We start from the raw sequence: 17,831 nt of genomic DNA, 5'->3' as shown, positions 1-17,831 counted from the left end.
AAGATACCCGCTCGTGCCTTTGCACGGGCGGGCAACGTCCCGCAGCCAGTTCGGGACGAACGGGGAGTAGGAATGATGGACTTTATTTCCATCCTGTCGATTTTCGTGATGGCCTGTTTTGTGGGCTATTATGTGGTGTGGTCGGTGACGCCGGCGCTGCACACGCCACTGATGGCGGTTACCAACGCCATTTCGTCGGTCATTATTGTCGGCGCGCTGGTCGCGTCGGCCGAAGCAGGTAGCGCGGCGGCCAAATATCTCGGCCTGCTGGCCGTGATCCTGGCGTCGGTCAACATCTTCGGCGGCTTTGCGGTCACCGAACGCATGCTGGCGATGTACAAGAAGAAGGAGCGCAAGTGATGCACGAAGTCGCTCAGATTTCCTGGGGTGTCGGCTTTGCCTATCTGGTCGCCGGCGTCTTCTTCATCCTGGCGCTGCGCGGGCTGTCCAGCCCCGCTTCCAGCCGCACCGGCAACCGTTTCGGCATGGCGGGCATGGCGATCGCCGTCGCCACCACGCTGTTGACCCATGATGTCGTCAGCCTGCCCGAAATCGTCGGCGCGATCGCCATCGGCGGCGTGATCGGCTATATCACCGCGCGCAAGATCGCGATGACCGACATGCCGCAACTGGTCGCGGCGTTTCACAGCCTCGTCGGCCTTGCCGCCGTGCTGGTGGGCGCTGCCGCCTATCTCAATCCCGGCGCGTTCGGCATCCTCGATGCGGTCACCGGCGAAATCCACAACGCCAGCCGTATCGAGCTGGGCCTGGGCGTGGCGATCGGCGCGATCACCTTTTCGGGTTCGGTCATCGCCTTCCTCAAGCTCAACGGCAACATGTCGGGCAAGCCGATCATGCTGCCCGCGCGCCATGTCATCAACCTGGGCACGCTTGTCGCGATCCTGGGCCTGATCGCCTGGTTCTACGTGATGGCCGCGCCGACCGTTATGGCGCCGTGGCTGTTCTGGACGGTCATCGGCCTGAGCTTCGCCATCGGCTTCCTGCTGATCATCCCGATCGGCGGGGCGGACATGCCGGTCGTGGTGTCGATGCTCAACAGCTATTCGGGCTGGGCCGCCGCCGCCATGGGCTTCACCCTTGGCAACACCGCGATGATCATCACCGGCGCGCTGGTGGGTTCGTCGGGCGCCATCCTGTCCTACATCATGTGCAAGGCTATGAACCGCGGCTTCCTGAGCGTTATCGCGGGTGGCTTTGGCGCTGAAACCGGCCCGTCGGGTGCCGGCGGTCCGGTCATCGACCGCGCCTACAAGCGTGGTTCGGCCGAGGACGCCGCGTTCCTGATGAAACAGGCCGACAGCGTGATCATCGTGCCGGGCTACGGCATGGCGGTCAGCCAGGCGCAGCATGCGCTGCGCGAAATGGGCGACCTGCTCAAGAAGGAAGGCGTCAAGGTCAAATACGCCATCCATCCGGTCGCGGGCCGTATGCCGGGCCATATGAACGTGCTGCTGGCCGAAGCCAACGTCCCCTATGACGAGGTGTTCGAGCTGGAAGACATCAACGGCGAATTCGGCCAGGCCGACGTCGCTTTCGTCATTGGCGCGAACGACGTCACCAACCCGGCGGCCAAGACCGACAAGACGTCGCCGATCTACGGCATGCCGATCCTGGATGTCGCCAACGCCAAGTCGGTGCTGTTCGTGAAGCGCTCGATGGGCGGTGCGGGCTATGCCGGCGTCGACAACGAGGTGTTCTACATGGATAACACCATGATGTTGCTGGCCGACGCCAAGAAGATGGTCGAGGAAATCGTCAAGGGGCTTGCCCACTGACGGGGGCTTCCCCTAACCCCTTTCGGGACGGCCGGGCACACCGCCTGGCCGTCCCTTTTCATTTGGGGACATGATGCGCAAACTGGGTTTGATCGGCGGCATGAGCTGGACGTCCACCGCCCGCTATTATCAGATCATCAATCTGGCCGTGCATCGCACGAGAGGCGGCCGGCACAGCGCGCCGCTGCTGATCGAGAGCCTGGATTTCGCCGATGTCGCGCAGAGCGCCACGCAGGAGGACTGGGATGTCAATGCCGGGCTTCTGATCGAGTCCGCGCGCCGGCTGGAGCAGGCGGGCGCGGGCACGCTGCTGATCTGCGCCAATTCCATGCACCGCGTTCATGACCGGGTGCAGGGCGCGGTCGGCATTCCCATCATCCATATCGCCGATGTCGTTGGCGCCAGGATGCGCGCGGACGGGATCGAGCGCGCCGCGCTGATCGGGACGCGCAACGTCATGACCGAAAAATTCTATCGCCAGCGGCTGGTGAGCCATGGCGTTTCGCTGCTGCCTGCCGATGCGGGCCTGGCCGATCGGATCGACCGCATCGTCTATGACGAATTGAGCGTGGGCAAGATCAGCCGTGAATCGGAACGCTATATGAAGTCCGAACTGACCGACATCGCCAAGGAAGATGTGCAGGCGGTGGTGCTGGCCTGCACCGAGCTGGAAATGATCGTCGACGTCAAGGCGAACGTCCTGCCGATCTACGATTGCACCAGCATCCATGCGAAGGCGGGGGTCGACTTCATCCTGAGCGACGCCGCTTAACTTCGCACTTTTCCCGCCCGATGTGATATTTTATGTCGCGGGGCTTGGGAATTGTTGCGCGGACTGAGCCAAGGGTTCACGCTGTCAAAGAACCGATCGACGCTATCATAAGCGGCGGGCTGTAGGACAGCGATGTGTCGGGCGCCCGTGCGCGCAGGGCCGCGTTATCTGCATGCGCGCCTGCTTCGTGGACGTGGCGATGCGCGGGAAGCGGGCTGGCGGACATCTGCCAGATTGAAGCAGTCGCTGTGCCTATGCAAAGCTGGGCGCCGCGTCGCCCCCATTGAGGCTTTCGCCATGGCTGGTCCTGCCCGCAGCCAAAAGGATAGCGATGCAGGTGAAGCTCGGCATAAAAATCCGCGCCGCAATGGTGCATTTACATCTTGTCTTGCGCCCTCTTAGGATGCCTGTGGAACGGGGGGCGGCATGAAGTATTTCTTGGCGAATGTGGCGATGTTGGTGGTGGCGATGTTGGTGGTGGCGATACTGGGCATCGGCCACACCCGCGCGGATGCTGCGCCGCCGCTTTCGGCCTATGGCAAGCTTCCGGGGTTTTCGAATGCGGTTCTCTCTCCATCGGGACGCATGATCGCGGTGATCGGCGTCATTGGCGAGGAGCGCCGCCTCGTCGTGCTCGACAATGGCAACAGGGCGTTGCTCGCCGTTCCGCTGGGCGATGCGAAGGTCCGGGAACTCTACTGGATCGGTGAAAACCAGATCCTCATTTACAAATCCGACACGGTTGCGCTGGGCATGGGCTTTACGGCGGATCAGGCGGAACTGTTTTCCGCCGTGGTCGTGCCGATCGACGGGAGGAAGATCTGGGCTGTATTCAAGGGTAACAAGAATATCACCGGCGGCGTGCGCGGTTTTTACGGGGTCAATCGGCGCGGGGAGAAATGGTACGGCTATTTCGGCGGTATCACGCTTGAGAAGGGTGGTGCGACCGAGCCCAGGCTCGTCACGACCAAGCCGGTGCTGTATGAGGTCGACCTGCAGACCGGGTTCGCCCGCAAGATCGGCGACCGTTCGGGCGATGGCGTCTACCGCAGTTGGACGCTCGGCCCGGACGGCACCGTGGTTGCGACGCTCGACTATGTTTCGAAGAGCGGAAGCTGGAGCATCCGCAACGCGCAGGGGCAGAAGATTGCGACCGGTGTCAGCAAGCTCGGCGGCGCGGACCTCGTCAGCCTGGGCAGCGCGGGCGACACCCTGATATACAGCCTGACCGACGATGACGACGGCGAAAACCACCGGTTTGAGGTCGCGCTTGGCGGTGGCGAAGCGAAGGAGATATTGGCCGACGCGGACGTTCAGCACAGCTTCATCGACCCGCGCAGCCGCCGGTTCATCGGCTATAGAGTGACGGGGGAAATGCCGGCCTATCGCTTCGTCAATGGGCGTCAGCAGAAGATCGTCGACGCGACGCTCAAGGCGTTCCCCGGATATGCCGTCACCCTGATCGACTGGAACGACGCGTTCGACACGCTGATCGTCAAGACCGAGGGGGGTGACGATCCGCAAAGCTGGTGGCTGGTCGACATCAAGACCAGCCGGGCTCAACCGCTTGGCCAATCCTATCTCGTGGCGCCGGCCGATGTGGGACCGGTCAAGATGATCCGGTACAAGGCGGGAGACGGTTTGGAAATCGCGGGCGTTTTGACGCTGCCCCCCGGTCGCGAAGCCAGGAATCTCCCGGTGATCATCTTTCCGCATGGTGGCCCGTCGTCGCACGATATGATCGGTTTCGATTGGTGGGCGCAGGCGCTGGCGTCGCGCGGCTATGCGGTGCTCCAGCCCAATTTCCGGGGATCGACCGGCTATGGCGCTGCGTTCGAGCGCGCCGGCCATGGCGAATGGGGTCGCAAGATGCAGACCGACATGTCGGACGGCCTTGCCTATCTCGCCCGCGAAGGCATCGCCGACCCCAGGCGCGCCTGCATCATGGGCGCGAGCTTTGGCGGCTATGCCGCACTGGCCGGCGTGACTTTGCAGCAGGGGGTGTATCGATGCGCGGTGTCCGTCAACGGCGTGGCCGACGTCGTGCGGTTGATGTCCACCGACCTGGCGAGAAGCCGCAACGATCCGGCGATGCGGCGCGGCCTGGAGCAACAGATCGGCGTCCGCCGCGATCTGGGCGCTGTTTCGCCGCTTCGCTTTGCGGACAAGGTGACGGCGCCCGTGCTGCTGATCCACGGCAAGGACGACACGGTGGTGCTGTACGACCAGAGCAACGACATGGCCGCCGCGCTGCGCCGCGCGGGCAAGACGGTGGAGTTCGTGACTTTGGCGGGCGAAGACCATTGGCTGTCGAAAGGGTCGACCCGCCTGGCCATGTTGCAGGCGACGGTGGCCTTTATCGAAAGATATAATCCCGCCGATGCGTCCGCCGCTTCCGCGGCGATTGCTCCTGCTCCTGCTCCTGCTCTGGCCCCGGCATCAACGCAGCCGGGCAAGGCTGCTTCGCCCTGATGCCGATATCGCCCGGTTGGGGCGGTAATTATGCAATGCGGCGATATCGGGCGCCGTTCGGCCCGGCTTTCGCCCGTGGCGGCTCACCCGCCAGCTCGACAGAACGGGCCGGCCATCGCGGCGGGGTGCGGCCAGGCGCGAGGGGCGGCGTGCGCCCCTGCGCCTGGACGGTCAGAACGCCGTGCTGATCGAGCAGGCGGCCGGACCCAGGATGACGACGAACAGCGTCGGCAGGATGAACAGGATCAGCGGGACGGTCATGATCGCGGGCAGGCGGGCGGCCTTTTCTTCGGCGCGCATCATGCGTTCGTGGCGGAATTCCGCCGACAGCACGCGCAGCGCCGATGCGAGCGGGGTGCCGTATTTTTCGGTCTGGACCATCGTCGTGACCACGCCCTTGACCGCGTCGAGCTTGACGCGGGATGCGAGATTTTCGAACGCCATGCGCCGTTCGGTCAGGAAGGACAGTTCGATCGCGGTCAGCTGGAATTCGTCGCCAAGTTCGGGATAGGCCTTGCCCAGTTCACGGGCGCAGCGGTTGAAGGCGGCGTCCACGGTCAGGCCGGCTTCGGCGCAGATCACGAGCAGGTCGAGCGCGTCGGGCAGCCCCTTGCGGATCGCAGCGGCGCGCTTTTGCACCTTGTTGTCGATGAAGATGTCGGGCGCCTTGTAGGACAGGAGCAGCGCGCCGGCGAAGGCCATGAACCGTTTGAAACCGCCCCATTCGGGGAAGGCGCCCAGGCCGTAGAGCAGCAGGGCCGCGCCGCCGCCGATGACGATCGGCAACACCATGCGGCCAAAGATCACCGCGACCGCCCAGTCCTTTGACCGGATGCCGGCCTGCGCCAGGCGGACCTGCGCTTCCTTGAGCTGGTCGTCCTGCAGCACCTTGAGGCTCGACAGGAAGGACCGCATATGGTCGGTCGTCTGGTTTTTCTTGATCAGGCTGGCGCGGCGCTTGCCGGTCGAGGCGGTAATGCCGGCCTTGAGCTGTTCGCGCCGTTCGTTGAGCGCCTTGACCCGCTTGGCCATCGGATCGCGCACGGTCATGACCGCATAGAGCGCCATCAGTACCGCCAGCGTCGCCAGCAGGGCGAGGAGAGTGCCGACATCGCTGGCCGTCAGGCCCATCAGCGTCGTGCCGGGAGGAGGTTGTGCTTCCATGGTCCGTCCTGCCCCCCTAGATTTCGAAATTGACCATCTGCGCCATGATGAAGGCGCCGATGCCCATCCAGCACATGCCGCCGATACCGATGATCTGCATCGTGCCGAGGCCGAACAGGCCCAGCGGATCGGGCGTGAAGAAGGGGGTCATGTAGTTGAAGTTGATGTAGCAGATCATGCCGAACACCAGGAACGGTAGCGCGCCGATGATATAGGCCGACGCCTTGGATTCCGACGACATGGCCCGGATCTTGAGCTTCATCTGCGCGCGCTGGCGCAACACCGTGGCGAGGTTCGACAGCGTTTCGGCAAGGTTGCCGCCGGTTTCGCGCTGGATCGACAGGGTGATGACGAAAAACTGGAATTCGGGCGTGCCGAGCCTATCGGCGGTTTCCTGCAACGCCTGTTCCATCGTGTTGCCGATGCGGATGCGTTCGGTGATCAGCTTGAATTCCTCGCCCACTGGCCCTGGAATTTCGCTCGACACGATGCCCAGCGTTTCGGCGATGGGCAGGCCCGATCGCAGGCCGCGCACCAGCAGTTCGAGCGCGTCGGGGAATTTGGCGGTGAATTTCTGGACCCGCTGCTTGATCAGCCGCCCGACCCACCAGTGGGGCAGGCCAAGGCCCGCGGCGGTGCCGACGAACACCGCCAGTAAGACGGGGAAGCCGCGCAGCATCAGGAAGGCGATGACCAGCAGCGTGATGACCGCGCAGGTCGTCATATACTGGTTGAGCGTCCATTTCCTGCCCGTCATGCGCAGGCGCTTGGTCAGGTTTTCAGGGTTGGGGACCAGCGACGACAGGACCTTCATGTCGTTGCCGGTGGGGCGATTGGAAATCGCCTTGCGCATCCGCGCTTCCAGCAGCGCTTCGGCGGAATCGCTGTGCCGGCCGCGGATCAGCGCGACCCGGCGCTTGCGCGCGGCTTCGGGCGAGGGGCCGGCGAACGCCATGTAAACCAGGCCGAGCATCGCTGTAAGCAGCACCGCCATCAGGATGATATTGCCGTCCATCTGTCCGCCTGTTCCCTCGTTCGCCCTGACGTCGCGGCGCCCGGCCGCGATGCGCCGTTCAGTCTTCGATCGACGCGCGATCCTTGCGACGCGAGGGCATCATGCCCCGAAGATCGCCGAACTTGCCGAGCAGGCTGTCGCCTTTCTTCCGGGCCGGCTTGCCGTCGGTCGTCGCTTCGGCATCGTCAGCCGCGCCCAGCACCTGTTCCATCAGCGTGATGCAGGCGGCGCCGACCTTGCTGCCCTTGGCGGTTTCGGCGAGCGACTTGCCGAGCTTTGCCGCCTGGGCGGCGATGCGCAGGTCGAAGGGGATGACCACATCGACCTTGCGTTCGATCGACTGTTCGAAATCCTTGCGGCTGATCTCGATCGTGCCGGTCTGAACCCGGTTGGCGACGACCAGCACGCGCGATTGCGGCGCATTGGTCTTGAGCCATGACAGCAGCCGGATGGTGTCGCGCGCCGCCGCCAGCGTCAGTTCGGTGACCAGCACGGTCACGTTGACGTCGTTCATCAGGTGCGGATGCGCGATCAGCATGTTGCGCGGCAGGTCGATGATGCTCGCTTCGAAAGCCGAGCGGAACTCCTCAAGCAACTGGTAGAAGGCGCCGCCATCGGTCAGCATCGGCTGGCTGATCGGGGCTTCGGCAGACAGGATGGCGAGCGTTTCGCTGGCGCGGACCATCGCCCGTTCGATGAACAGGCCGTCGATGCGGCTGGGATTGTCGATCGCGTCGGTCAGGCCACGGCCCGGTTCCAGATCCATCGCCAGCGCATTGGTGCCGAAATGCACGTCGAGGTCGAGCAGCGCGGTGGGACGCTTGTGCTTTTCGCTCAGCAGCCAGGCGAGCGAGGTCGATATCGTCGATGCGCCCGCGCCGCCGCGCGTGCCGATGACGGCGACGGTCATGTGCGGACGTTCCTGCGACGCGTCGACGCGCGGGGCCAGGAATACCGCCTGCGCCTGGGTCAGCGCCTCGCGCAGATGATCGGCGCCGAAGGGCTTGAGCAGATAGTCCTGGATACCGCTGGCGACCAGATCGCGATAGAGGCGCACGTCGTTGACCTGCCCCGCCGCGATGACGACGGTGCCCGGCTCGCACACTTCGGCGAGGCTGTTGATGTCGTTGAGCGGGTCGCCGCTTTCGGACATGTCGACGAACAGGATTTGCGGGGATGCGCTGACCGACAGGCTCTGCACCGCATTGCGCATGCCGCCCTTGTGGACCTTTTCCGCCGGCCAGCCCAGTTCGCTGGCGACCGCGCGCAGCAGGTCATAGCTGTGATCGTCGCAGACAAAGGCGTGGAAGGGATCACGCGGGCCGCCCGCGCCGGGTTTCCAGGGTGCGTTCATGTCAGTTTCCCCCCGCAGTCAGTTGCTGAAGCCCGCCCGATCCGGTCGGGGCCTTTTCGCGATAGGTGGAAATCGCGCGGTTGGACGTCGCTGTCCGCAGGCCGCTTTGATTGTCCTGGCCGCGCACCAGATCTTCGGGATTGGCGACCATCGCCGCCCAGTTGCTGTTGAGCGCGCAGCCATAATTGGACGAGGCGGCCATGTTCATGTCGCTTTCGGCCTTGGTGCGCCAGTCGGGGCAGCCAGGCACGCTGGCGGTCGCGCGGCGAACGATCAGGCGGACCGATCCGCCCGGCGCGGCGCCGGCCACGGCCGAACTGTCCTCGCCGACCAGCAGGCCATGGCGCGCCACCACATCGGCGATGCCGTCGCGCAGGTCGGGATTATAATAGCCCGCGTCGATGACGATCGCGACCTGGTCGCCGTAGCTCAGGCCAATCGAGGAGAACCAGTCTTCAAGACGCTGCGCTTCGGCGCTCGAAAGGCTGCCGCCGCCGGCCTGCACATCATAGGTGTAGGAGGCGTAGCTGACGACCGGCTGATGGACCGACTGAAGGCCGCGATTGTCGGTGCCGTCGGTGGAGCAGGCTCCCAATGGCAGCGCCAGCAGGGCCAGCAGGCTGAAGGGAACGATCTTTGCGGTTGCGGTGCGGATCATGATGTTCATCCTTCGGGTCAGAAGCTGAAGCCGGGAGCGGCGGCGCCGCCCTTGCCCGCCCGCTTGCCTTCGTCGCGCGCCGCGAGCGCGCGGGCGGGAGCGGGAGCGGGGGCGAAGGCCTGCGGGCCGGGGCCGGGCACCGGTGCGCCGGGTGCGCGGGTGGGGGCGGGACCGCGATCGCCGCTGACCCCGTCCGCGCTCTGCTGCATCAACAGGCCCTGCGCTTCATTGGCGGTACGGAAGCCATCGGTCGGCAGGTGAACGTCCGATGCGTTCATCGGCTTCACCAGATAGGGGGTGACGACGATGACCAGTTCGGTTTCGTTGCGCTGGAAGCTGCGCGACTTGAACAGGCTGCCAAGGATGGGCACGTTGCCGATGCCGGGCACCTTGCTGACATTGTTGCCGGTTTCGTTGCTGAGCAGGCCCGCGATCATGAACGCCTGGCCCGAACCCAGTTCGACGGTGGTTTCCGCCGTCCGGCTCTTGAGCGCCGGGACGGAGGTATCGACCGAAAAGTCGAGGCTCGAAACCGTCGGGCGCACCCGCAGCGAAATGCGGCCATCGGCCAGCACCGTGGGGGTGAAGGCGAGTTGCACGCCATATTGCTTGAATTCGATGCTGTTGCCCGACGAAGGACCGTTGTTCACGGTATAGGGATATTCGCCGCCGGCGAGGAAGCTGGCCGTTTCGCCCGACAGCGAGGTCAGGTTGGGTTGGGCCAGCGAGGTGGCAAGGCCGCTGTCTTCGGCAAGGTCGAGCGCGGCAATGATGTCCATGCCGAACAGGCGAGCGACACCGCCGAATGTCGTCGAACCGTCAGACGGCTGAACGAATTTCAGGGGATCGGCCGCCGTCCCCGTGCCCGAATAGAACGGGCGACCGGACCGCGCGACATAGCCGGAAAAGCTGCCTGTGCCGTTGCCAATGCCACTGATATTGGTGCCGATCTTGTGCACCAGATTGCGGTTCACTTCAGCGATGCGCACCTGGAGCATGACCTGAAGCGGGGTCGCCATCAGCAGGCGGCTGACCACGGTCACATCCTTGCCGACGAAGGCCTGCGTCAGCCGTTCGGCTTCGGCCGCGTCCTCGGGCGCCTTGACCGTGCCGGTCAGCAGCACCATGCCGTTCATCTTGTTCACGGCGATGTTCGCTTCGGGCATCGCCACGCGCAGCATCTGGTCGATGCTGGTCAGGTTGTTGCCGACGCGCACGGTGCTGGAAAACAGCATCTTGCCGTTGCCCTGGGTCACGAAGACGGTGGTTTCACCGGGCTTCTTGGCCAGCAGGTAGAGCTGGTTGTTGGAGCGGACATGGACGTCGACCACATCGGGATCGGCGATGACCACATCGGTCATCTTGCCCGGCAGGTTGACCACCCGGCTGCCGCCGACCGACAGCAGGATCGCATTGTCCTGCTTTGACGATGCCGCGCTGACGCTGGCGGTGGGCACCGCGATGGTGCCGAGCGCCAGGCTGGCGGCGACCGCCGATCCGATGATCCTGGCGACGCCGGCGCGCGGCGAAAGCGTGTGAATGGCCGTCATCTCACTTCCCCCCGACCGGAACTTCGGTCACATTGGTGCCGCGGGCTACGCGGATCACAGGTCCCTTGTAGGCGACGGTCGCCTGCGGGCCGTTCGGTCCCATCGCGACCGGCGACATGGTTTCGGCCTTGGCCGGCACCGAGCTGCGCTGGAAGCGCGACACGTCCGCACCGGTCGAATAGGTGCTGCCCCGTTCGACGGGCCGGGCCGCCAGCCTGGCGATGATCTTCTTTTCGGTCGCGGGATCGGCGTTGGCCGGCAGGTCGATGTCGCCGCCGGCGATCGCCGCGTCCAGATCCGACATATTGTCGGCGATCGAACGGAGCGACATGGACAGCGAACCGATGGTCTGCGCCACCTGGATCTTTTCCGCGATCTTGGGCGTCACTTCGACGGTCACGTTGGAATAGGTCTGAACGACCGGCTTGCCGTCAGGACCCATCGCATCGGTGCGCTGGTCGGTGGCGAGCACGCGCAGGTTGCGCAGGATGGTTTCGGACACCTTGAGCGCTTCGCCGTCGCCGCCGCCGGCAACCGACTGGGTGAGCATCAGGTCGACACGGTCGCCAGGGAAGACGAAGCCGGCAACCGAACTTTGCGCCGAAACGGGTACGGTGATGGCGCGCATGCCCGGCCCGAGCGCGGCGGCGAGGAAGCCGCGGTCGCCCGGCTGGATCAGCGACCCTTGCGTCAGCGGCTGGCCGGCGGTGACCGGATTGCGCACGACGCTGCCCGCCAGCTTGGCCGGGTCTGCCTGTCCGCGCAGGAAATAGACCTGTTCGACCAGTTCCTTGGGCCAGGGTTGGAAGCGAAAGCTTTCCGCGTCGATGATGGTGCCGACCGGCAGTGCCTTGGTCGCGACCAGCACATGAGGCTGATCGGCTTCCGGCATGGCGGCGGCACTGACCTGCGGTGCGCTGGAAGAATTGAACATGCTGCGTGCCAGCAAAGCGGTAGTAACCGCTATGATCAGCGCCCCCACCAGCAGCACGATTTTCTTTGCATCCATGACGAAATTCGCCTCCCTGAAGCGGGGGGATCACCCCCTCAGCCCGTACTCATCACGCAAATTGGTTAAGATATCGTTCGCCAACCGACGGCCGTGCTGCCGCCGATCACCCACAGCGCCGCCAGCGCGATTGCGATGCCATAGGGTATTTCCGGCTGGCCCAGCCGCCGGGTCATGCGATGGTGGATTACCGTGGCCAGCGTGACGACCCCGCCAAGCACCGCCATCAGCATCAGCAGGCTGAGCACCGCTTCCCAAGGGAACCACAGCGCCAGCGCGCCAAGCAGCTTGACGTCGCCGCCCCCCATCCAGCCAAAGGAAAAGGCGGCGGCAAACAGGGTGAAGACGATTGCCGCAACCAGCAGCTGCGCCGCCACTCCGGGCCACAGCGACAGGCCCGACGCGATCCACCAGACGGGCGCGAGCGCGGCGATGCCAAGGTTCAGCCGATTGGATATGATCCGGGCGCGAAGATCCGTCACCGCCGCCACGATCAGCAGCGCGGCAAGCAGGCCCATCAGTCCCAGTCTGAAATATTCCCCCGTCATGGGACATGGCTCTAGACCCGATGGCTTACCAAACCGTAACCATGCGCGAGATGGATTCGCTGACCCCCGTTTCGCCCCCGTTCGATCGCCGCGCCTGGCCGCCGGGCGGGCGGCTGGACTATTGGGCCGCGCCGGACGGCTGGCCGCTGCGCCGCTACCGGCTGGGCGAGGGCCGCCGGGGCCAGATGCTGGTGATGGGCGGGCGCGGCGACAGCATCGAAAAATATCTCGAAGTGATCGCGCACTGGGCGGCGCGGGGATGGGCGGTGACCAGCTTCGACTGGCGCGGGCAGGGCGGTTCGGGCCGGCTGGTCGATGATCCGATGACCGGGCATATCGCCGATTTCGGGCAATGGATCGCCGACCTGGCCGCGCTGGCGCCGGATTGGCAGGCGCAGGGGCAGGGGCCGTACGTCATGCTGGGGCACAGCATGGGCGGTCATCTGCTGTTGCGCGCGCTGGCGGAGGATGCGGTGTCGGCGGATGCGGCGGTGCTGGTCGCGCCGATGCTGGGCCTCAATAGCGCGCCGTTGCCCACATGGGCGGCGCGCGCCATCGCGACGCTGATGTGCCGCATCGGCCGGGGCGAGCGGCAGGCATGGAGCCAGAAGGAAACGTCGGAGCGCCAGCGGCGGATGCGGCAACGCCGGCTGACGCACGACCCTGCCCGCTATGCCGACGAGCTGTGGTGGCGCGACCAGAGCCGCGAGATCGCGCTGGGGCCGCCAAGCTGGAACTGGGTGGCGCAGGCGTTCGGGTCGGTCGCGGCGCTGGAGCGGGACGAGGCGCTCGTCGCGATCCGTACGCCCATGCTGATCCTGGGGGCAAGCGCCGACCGGCTGGTGTCGCCCGCCGCGATCCGCCGCTTCGCCGCACGGTTGCCGCACGCGCAGCTTCATATCTATGGCCGCGAATCGGCGCATGAAATCTTGCGCGAGCTGGACGGGGTGCGGCTCGACGCGCTCGATCAGATCGACGCATTTCTGGACCAGGCCGCGCGATGACCAGCGCCGACATCGTCATCGTCGGCGGTGGCATTGCCGGGGCGAGCCTGGGCGCGGCGCTGGCGACAGGCGCGTCGGTGCTGATCCTGGAGATGGAAGCGCAGCCGGGCTATCACGCCACCGGGCGGTCGGTCGCCTTCTGGGAAGAAACCTATGGCGGGCCGCTGGTCCAGCCGTTGACCACTGCGTCGGGACCGTTGCTGCTGGCGCCCGACCCGGCGCTGTCCGACCGGCCGTTCCTGACGCCGCGCCGCACGCTTCATATCGGGCGCGCGCGGGATGTCGCGGCGCGCGACGCGATGCTGGCGGATTTTGGCGGACGGGTGGAGCTGATCCCGGTCGATCCGGCCGACCATCTGCCCGGAGTGCGTCCCGACTGGACCGTCGGCCTGCTGGAGCCGAGCTGCCGCGACATCGATGTGGCCGCGCTGCATCAGGCCTATCTGCGGCGCTTTGCCCGGCTGGGCGGAGAGTTGCGGACGGCGACCGCCTTTCGCGGCGCCGTGGCGCAGGGCGACGGCTGGCGGGTCGATACCAGCGACGGGACGATCGGGTGCGGCCTGCTGATCAACGCGGCGGGGGCATGGGCCGACGATGTCGCGCGGGCGAGCGGCGTCGCGCCGATCGGCATCGTCCCGTTGCGCCGCACCGTCGTCCAGTTGCGTGTGCCCGCCATGCCTTCGGCCGGGCTGCCGCTGGTGATGGATCTTGGCCAGTCCTTCTATTTCAAGCCGGAAGGGACCGAGCGCCTATGGCTGACCCCGCATGACGAAGCGCCATCGCCGCCCTGCGACGCCGCGCCCGACGAACTGGCGGTGGCGCAGGCGATCGCGCGGTTCGAGCGGGCGGTCGACTGGCCGGTGGCGGCGGTGGAGCGCAAATGGGCGGGCCTGCGCAGCTTCGCGCCCGACCGCGCGCCTGTCTATGGCTATGACCGGGGGGTTCCGGGGTTCTTCTGGTTCGCGGGGCAGGGTGGCTTTGGCATCCAGACCGCGCCTGCCGCGGCCCTGCTCGCCGCGGCGCTCCTGACCGGCGGGGCGATGCCCCAAGCGGTCGCGCATATCGACGCCGGGGCGTATTCGCCGGCGCGGTTCGGTTGATTGGGGCGGGTGCGCCCTACCGCCGAAATGTGTCGGCGGCGGCGCTGGCAAGTTTGTCGGCGCGCTCGTTTTCGGGGTGGCCGGCATGGCCCTTGACCCATTTCCACGTCACCTGATGACGCGCGGTGGCGGCGAGCAGCGCCTGCCAGATCTCGCCATTCTTGACCGGTTTGCGGTCGGCGGTCTTCCAGCCGTTCTTCTGCCAGCCGAACACCCATTTGGTGATGCCGTCCATCACATATTTGCTGTCGGTATGGAGCGTGACGCGGCATGGTTTCTTGAGGGCGTTGAGCGCTTCGACCGCTGCCATCATCTCCATGCGGTTGTTGGTGGTCAGCGGCTCGCCGCCCGACAGTTCCTTTTCGCTGTCGCCAAAGCGCAGCACCGCGCCCCAGCCGCCGGGGCCGGGATTGCCCTTGCACGCGCCGTCGGTGAAAATCTCCACGGAAGGGAGGCGTTCGCTATCCATGACTATCCGTTCGCGCTGAGCCTTTCGAATGGCTCATCCTGTCTTGAGAAAGGGGGGCGTCGCAAGCTCGGCCCGAACGGGGCGTTTCAAGACCCCAGCAATTCGCTCGCATCGGCGCGGGCGTAGAAATCGAGCCGGCGCAGATAGGCGAGCGGGTCCTTGCGCGTGACCAGCGCGTCGGGCGGCGTGTTGATCCAGTCATAGGCGCGGGTCAGAAGGAAGCGCAGCGCCGCCCCCCGGCACAATATCGGAAAGGCGGCGCGTTCGGCATCGGTGAGGCCAAAGCCCGTCCGATAGCCCGCGCCGAGCGCCGCGCCGCGCGCCGCAAACCAGGTCGCGCCGTCATGGCTGAAGCACCAGGCGCTGTGGGTGACCGCAAGGTCGTAGGCGCGGATGTCGGTGCAGCTGAAATAAAAGTCGATGAGACCCGTCACCTCGTCACCCAGCATCAGCACATTGTCGGGGAACAGGTCGGCATGAATGACGCAGCGGGGCAGGTCGGCGGGCCAGTGCGCGGTGAGATAGGCGAGTTCGTCCGTCACCCGCGCGCGCAGCCCCGGCGCGATCCGGTCAAGATCATCGCCGCATTTCGCCGCAAGGTCATGCCAGCCGTCGATGTCGAGCGTGTTGCGGCGCTGCGCGGTGAAGCCTTCGGCCGCACGGTGCAGTTCGCCCAGCGCCCTGCCCGCCGCGCGGGTCTGGGCCGGGGTCGGTTCGGTCACGGAAATGCCGGTGAGAAATTCGATGAGGCAGGCGGGCCGGCCCGACAGCTGTTGCAACCGCCGCCCTTCGCGATCGGCGATGAAGCGCGGAACCAGGCACCCGCGCGCGCCCAGATGGTCGAGCAGGTCCATGAAGAAGGGCAGGTCCGCTTCATCCACCCGCTTTTCGTAGAGCGTGAGGATATAGCGGTGCCCGGTTCCGTCGGCGCCGCTCGTTTCCAGCAGGTAATTGCTGTTTTCGACGCCTTCGGCGATGCCCTTGGCCGACACCAGGTGGCCGGCGTCATAGCGGGCGAGGAAAGCGTCGATCTCCTCGGCGGGAACATGGGTGTAGACGGCCATATCGGTCAGGCCGTTTCGAGGCCGCGGGGCAGCTTGAAGGCGATCGTCTCGCGCGCGGTTTCGACTTGCTCTTCGGTGACGTCGAACCGTTCGCCGATGCGATCGACCACTTCGCGCACCAGGACTTCGGGCGCGGAGGCGCCAGCGGTCAGGCCGAGCGTCCCGATCCCTTCGAGCCAGTCAAAGTCGATGTCGCCGGCGCGCTGGATCAGGCGGGCAGGCGTGCCCGCGCGCGTCGACACCTCGACCAGCCGCAGCGAGTTGGAGCTGTTGGGCGCGCCGATGACATAAAGCGCATCGCAGCGCGACGCGATCGCCTTGACCGCCGTCTGACGGTTGGACGTGGCATAGCAGATATCCTCGCCGCGCGGGCCGACGATCGCGGGGAAGCGGCGCCTGAGCATGTCGACGATAGCGGCGGTATCATCGACCGACAGGGTGGTCTGGGTCAGGAAGGCGAGGCTTTCGGGGTCGGTGGGCGCGAACGCCTCGGCATCCTCGACCGTTTCAATGAGGGTCATGCTGCCGTCCGGCACCTGGCCGAAAGTGCCGATCACCTCGGGATGGCCGTCATGGCCCACGAACAATATGTGACGTCCCTCCATCACCTGGCGTTCGGCCTGGCGATGGACCTTGCTGACCAGCGGGCAGGTGGCGTCGAAATAGGTGAGGTTGCGCGCCTGCGCCTTCGCCGGCACCGCCTTTGGCACGCCATGGGCGGAAAACACCACCGGCACGCCGTCGGGCACCTGGTCGAGTTCCTCCACGAAGATCGCGCCCTTGGCCTTGAGCGTGTCGACGACATATTTGTTGTGGACGATCTCATGCCGCACATAGACCGGCGCGCCATAGGATTCGAGGGCGCGTTCGACGATCACGATGGCGCGGTCGACCCCTGCGCAAAAGCCGCGCGGCGCGGCGATGAGCAGGCGAAGCGGCGGACGGGGGGCGCTGGATTGAGGCATCGCGCCGACTTAGGCGAAAGGCGCAGCCGACGCCATACCCCTAAAAACCCCTTCCTTCGTTTCGGTTGCGTGGGGCGGGACGGACGGATAAGAAGCCCTCGCCTGTTTCCGAGGATTGCCAGTGACTTTCTCCCAACGCCCGATGTTTCCGAAAAACCAGACCGTCTGCAAGATTGCGTTGGTCGGTATGGCCATGCTGGCGCTCGCCGGCTGTTCGCGGCGGGGCGAAATCGACGCGACCGGCGGTGTCGTCGCGGTGCGATCGGCCTGTCCGACGGCGGCGGTTCCCGCCTATACCGGCGACATCACCCTGTTCAATCCGGCGCAGAGCACCGACGCCGCGGCGATCGACGTGGTCGCCAACATCACCGACCTGCGATCGACCTGTGCGGAAGCCGATCAATTCTACACCCAGGCGACCTTCACCGTTCATGCCCGCCGCAGCGAGGCGAGCGCCGCGCGGCAGGTGACGCTGCCCTATTTCTCGGTCGTCATGCGCGGCGGCAACGCCGTCGTCGCCAAGCGCGTCGGCCAGGTGACGCTGAACTTCGCCGCCGGCGAATATCGCGCCAGCGCGCAGGCGACCGCCGGTTCCTATGTCGACCGGGCGGCCGCGTCGCTGCCCGCCGAAATCCAGGAAAAGATCACGCAGAATCGCAAGGCTGGCGATGCCGACGCCGCGCTCGACCCCTTTGCCCTGCCCGAAGTGAAGGCGGCGTTGCTGCGAACCAGCTTCGAACTGCTCGTGGGTTTCAACCTGACCCAGGATCAGCTCAAATATAACGCCACTCGCTAAGGCCTATGTCCCGTTCGGGCTGAGCGGCGTCGGAGCCTTCCACCGAGCGCGGCGAAGTGCCTCGCGATGCTCGGCTGAACCCTTCGGCTTCGCGC

General features: G+C 65.8%; 16 protein-coding genes and 1 pseudogene. 7 read left to right on the top strand and 10 right to left on the bottom strand.

The window, feature by feature from the left end; genetic code table 11:
* Positions 1 to 75: 75 nt before the first annotated feature.
* From WG908_RS02100 to WG908_RS02085, 4 genes are all read left to right on the top strand, one after another.
* Positions 76 to 360, top strand: a complete 285-nt coding sequence (locus tag WG908_RS02100) for a proton-translocating transhydrogenase family protein (protein ID WP_340184986.1) — start codon at positions 76 to 78, stop codon at positions 358 to 360.
* Positions 360 to 1,796, top strand: a complete 1,437-nt coding sequence (locus WG908_RS02095) for an NAD(P)(+) transhydrogenase (Re/Si-specific) subunit beta (protein WP_340184882.1) — start codon at positions 360 to 362, stop codon at positions 1,794 to 1,796. Before WG908_RS02100 ends, WG908_RS02095 begins: the two co-directional genes overlap by 1 nt.
* Before the next feature lie 73 nt (positions 1,797 to 1,869).
* The gene (locus tag WG908_RS02090) at positions 1,870 to 2,568 is read left to right on the top strand and encodes an aspartate/glutamate racemase family protein (protein WP_340184985.1); all 699 of its coding nucleotides are present in this window, start codon (positions 1,870 to 1,872) and stop codon (positions 2,566 to 2,568) included.
* 426 nt (positions 2,569 to 2,994) lie between these two features.
* Positions 2,995 to 5,040 (top strand): alpha/beta hydrolase family protein, encoded by a 2,046-nt coding sequence (locus tag WG908_RS02085; RefSeq protein ID WP_340184881.1) that lies wholly within the window; start codon positions 2,995 to 2,997, stop codon positions 5,038 to 5,040.
* A gap of 171 nt (positions 5,041 to 5,211) precedes the next feature.
* Here the strand turns inward: WG908_RS02085 and WG908_RS02080 are convergent, their stop codons facing one another.
* The 7 genes and pseudogenes from WG908_RS02080 to WG908_RS02050 form a co-directional block, all read right to left on the bottom strand.
* Positions 5,212 to 6,204, bottom strand: coding sequence for a type II secretion system F family protein (locus tag WG908_RS02080; RefSeq protein WP_340184880.1), 993 nt, complete (start codon positions 6,202 to 6,204; stop codon positions 5,212 to 5,214).
* A 16-nt stretch (positions 6,205 to 6,220) separates the two neighbouring features.
* A complete protein-coding gene (locus WG908_RS02075) occupies positions 6,221 to 7,219 on the bottom strand; it encodes a type II secretion system F family protein (protein ID WP_340184879.1) in 999 nt (332 codons plus the stop codon).
* Between the two features lie 58 nt (positions 7,220 to 7,277).
* Positions 7,278 to 8,573 (bottom strand): nucleotide-binding protein, encoded by a 1,296-nt coding sequence (locus WG908_RS02070; protein WP_340184878.1) that lies wholly within the window; start codon positions 8,571 to 8,573, stop codon positions 7,278 to 7,280.
* 1 nt (position 8,574) lies between these two features.
* Complete coding sequence (locus WG908_RS02065) at positions 8,575 to 9,231, bottom strand: CpaD family pilus assembly protein (RefSeq protein WP_340184877.1); 657 nt, start codon at positions 9,229 to 9,231, stop codon at positions 8,575 to 8,577.
* Positions 9,232 to 9,248: 17 nt separating this feature from the next.
* A complete protein-coding gene (locus WG908_RS02060; protein WP_340184876.1) occupies positions 9,249 to 10,781 on the bottom strand; it encodes a type II and III secretion system protein family protein in 1,533 nt (510 codons plus the stop codon).
* Between the two features lies 1 nt (position 10,782).
* Positions 10,783 to 11,790: a Flp pilus assembly protein CpaB gene (gene cpaB / locus WG908_RS02055; protein WP_340184875.1), complete on the bottom strand. Its 1,008-nt coding sequence runs from the start codon at positions 11,788 to 11,790 to the stop codon at positions 10,783 to 10,785.
* Between the two features lie 52 nt (positions 11,791 to 11,842).
* Positions 11,843 to 12,338 (bottom strand): annotated as a pseudogene (locus WG908_RS02050) (A24 family peptidase).
* 41 nt (positions 12,339 to 12,379) lie between these two features.
* On the opposite strand from WG908_RS02050, the gene WG908_RS02045 reads away from it, so the two are divergent.
* Together WG908_RS02045 and WG908_RS02040 are read left to right on the top strand one after the other, a co-directional pair.
* Positions 12,380 to 13,342: an alpha/beta fold hydrolase gene (locus WG908_RS02045; RefSeq protein ID WP_445326651.1), complete on the top strand. Its 963-nt coding sequence runs from the start codon at positions 12,380 to 12,382 to the stop codon at positions 13,340 to 13,342.
* Entirely contained in the window at positions 13,339 to 14,442 is a 1,104-nt protein-coding gene (locus tag WG908_RS02040) for an NAD(P)/FAD-dependent oxidoreductase (RefSeq protein ID WP_340184874.1), read from the top strand. Before WG908_RS02045 ends, WG908_RS02040 begins: the two co-directional genes overlap by 4 nt.
* 16 nt (positions 14,443 to 14,458) lie before the next feature.
* On the opposite strand, the gene rnhA is transcribed toward WG908_RS02040, so the two are convergent.
* The 3 genes from rnhA to ispH all read right to left on the bottom strand — a co-directional run bounded on the left by rnhA (position 14,459) and on the right by ispH (position 16,940).
* Entirely contained in the window at positions 14,459 to 14,911 is a 453-nt protein-coding gene (gene rnhA, locus WG908_RS02035; protein ID WP_340184873.1) for a ribonuclease HI, read from the bottom strand.
* 86 nt (positions 14,912 to 14,997) lie between these two features.
* Entirely contained in the window at positions 14,998 to 15,975 is a 978-nt protein-coding gene (gene thrB / locus WG908_RS02030; protein ID WP_340184872.1) for a homoserine kinase, read from the bottom strand.
* A 5-nt stretch (positions 15,976 to 15,980) separates the two neighbouring features.
* Positions 15,981 to 16,940, bottom strand: coding sequence for a 4-hydroxy-3-methylbut-2-enyl diphosphate reductase (gene ispH / locus WG908_RS02025; RefSeq protein WP_340184871.1), 960 nt, complete (start codon positions 16,938 to 16,940; stop codon positions 15,981 to 15,983).
* Between the two features lie 187 nt (positions 16,941 to 17,127).
* On the opposite strand from ispH, the gene WG908_RS02020 reads away from it, so the two are divergent.
* Positions 17,128 to 17,736, top strand: coding sequence for a hypothetical protein (locus WG908_RS02020; protein ID WP_340184983.1), 609 nt, complete (start codon positions 17,128 to 17,130; stop codon positions 17,734 to 17,736).
* The last annotated feature ends 95 nt before the right edge of the window (positions 17,737 to 17,831 follow it).

It is taken from the genome of Sphingobium anseongense, from assembly GCF_037725245.1.
Lineage (GTDB): Bacteria > Pseudomonadota > Alphaproteobacteria > Sphingomonadales > Sphingomonadaceae > Sphingobium.
This window is presented reverse-complemented; position numbering and strand designations above follow the sequence as displayed.

Coding starts and splice junctions, on each gene's coding strand:
- WG908_RS02070 (WP_340184878.1), bottom strand. CDS start 8,573: ATGAACGCACCCTGGAAACCCGGCGCGGGCGGCCCGCGTGATCCCTTC.
- WG908_RS02065 (WP_340184877.1), bottom strand. CDS start 9,231: ATGATCCGCACCGCAACCGCAAAGATCGTTCCCTTCAGCCTGCTGGCC.
- WG908_RS02040 (WP_340184874.1), top strand. CDS start 13,339: ATGACCAGCGCCGACATCGTCATCGTCGGCGGTGGCATTGCCGGGGCG.
- thrB (WP_340184872.1), bottom strand. CDS start 15,975: ATGGCCGTCTACACCCATGTTCCCGCCGAGGAGATCGACGCTTTCCTC.
- WG908_RS02095 (WP_340184882.1), top strand. CDS start 360: ATGCACGAAGTCGCTCAGATTTCCTGGGGTGTCGGCTTTGCCTATCTG.
- WG908_RS02085 (WP_340184881.1), top strand. CDS start 2,995: ATGAAGTATTTCTTGGCGAATGTGGCGATGTTGGTGGTGGCGATGTTG.
- WG908_RS02080 (WP_340184880.1), bottom strand. CDS start 6,204: ATGGAAGCACAACCTCCTCCCGGCACGACGCTGATGGGCCTGACGGCC.
- ispH (WP_340184871.1), bottom strand. CDS start 16,940: ATGCCTCAATCCAGCGCCCCCCGTCCGCCGCTTCGCCTGCTCATCGCC.
- cpaB (WP_340184875.1), bottom strand. CDS start 11,790: ATGGATGCAAAGAAAATCGTGCTGCTGGTGGGGGCGCTGATCATAGCG.
- WG908_RS02045 (WP_445326651.1), top strand. CDS start 12,380: ATGCGCGAGATGGATTCGCTGACCCCCGTTTCGCCCCCGTTCGATCGC.
- rnhA (WP_340184873.1), bottom strand. CDS start 14,911: ATGGATAGCGAACGCCTCCCTTCCGTGGAGATTTTCACCGACGGCGCG.
- WG908_RS02075 (WP_340184879.1), bottom strand. CDS start 7,219: ATGGACGGCAATATCATCCTGATGGCGGTGCTGCTTACAGCGATGCTC.
- WG908_RS02060 (WP_340184876.1), bottom strand. CDS start 10,781: ATGACGGCCATTCACACGCTTTCGCCGCGCGCCGGCGTCGCCAGGATC.
- WG908_RS02020 (WP_340184983.1), top strand. CDS start 17,128: ATGGCCATGCTGGCGCTCGCCGGCTGTTCGCGGCGGGGCGAAATCGAC.
- WG908_RS02090 (WP_340184985.1), top strand. CDS start 1,870: ATGCGCAAACTGGGTTTGATCGGCGGCATGAGCTGGACGTCCACCGCC.
- WG908_RS02100 (WP_340184986.1), top strand. CDS start 76: ATGGACTTTATTTCCATCCTGTCGATTTTCGTGATGGCCTGTTTTGTG.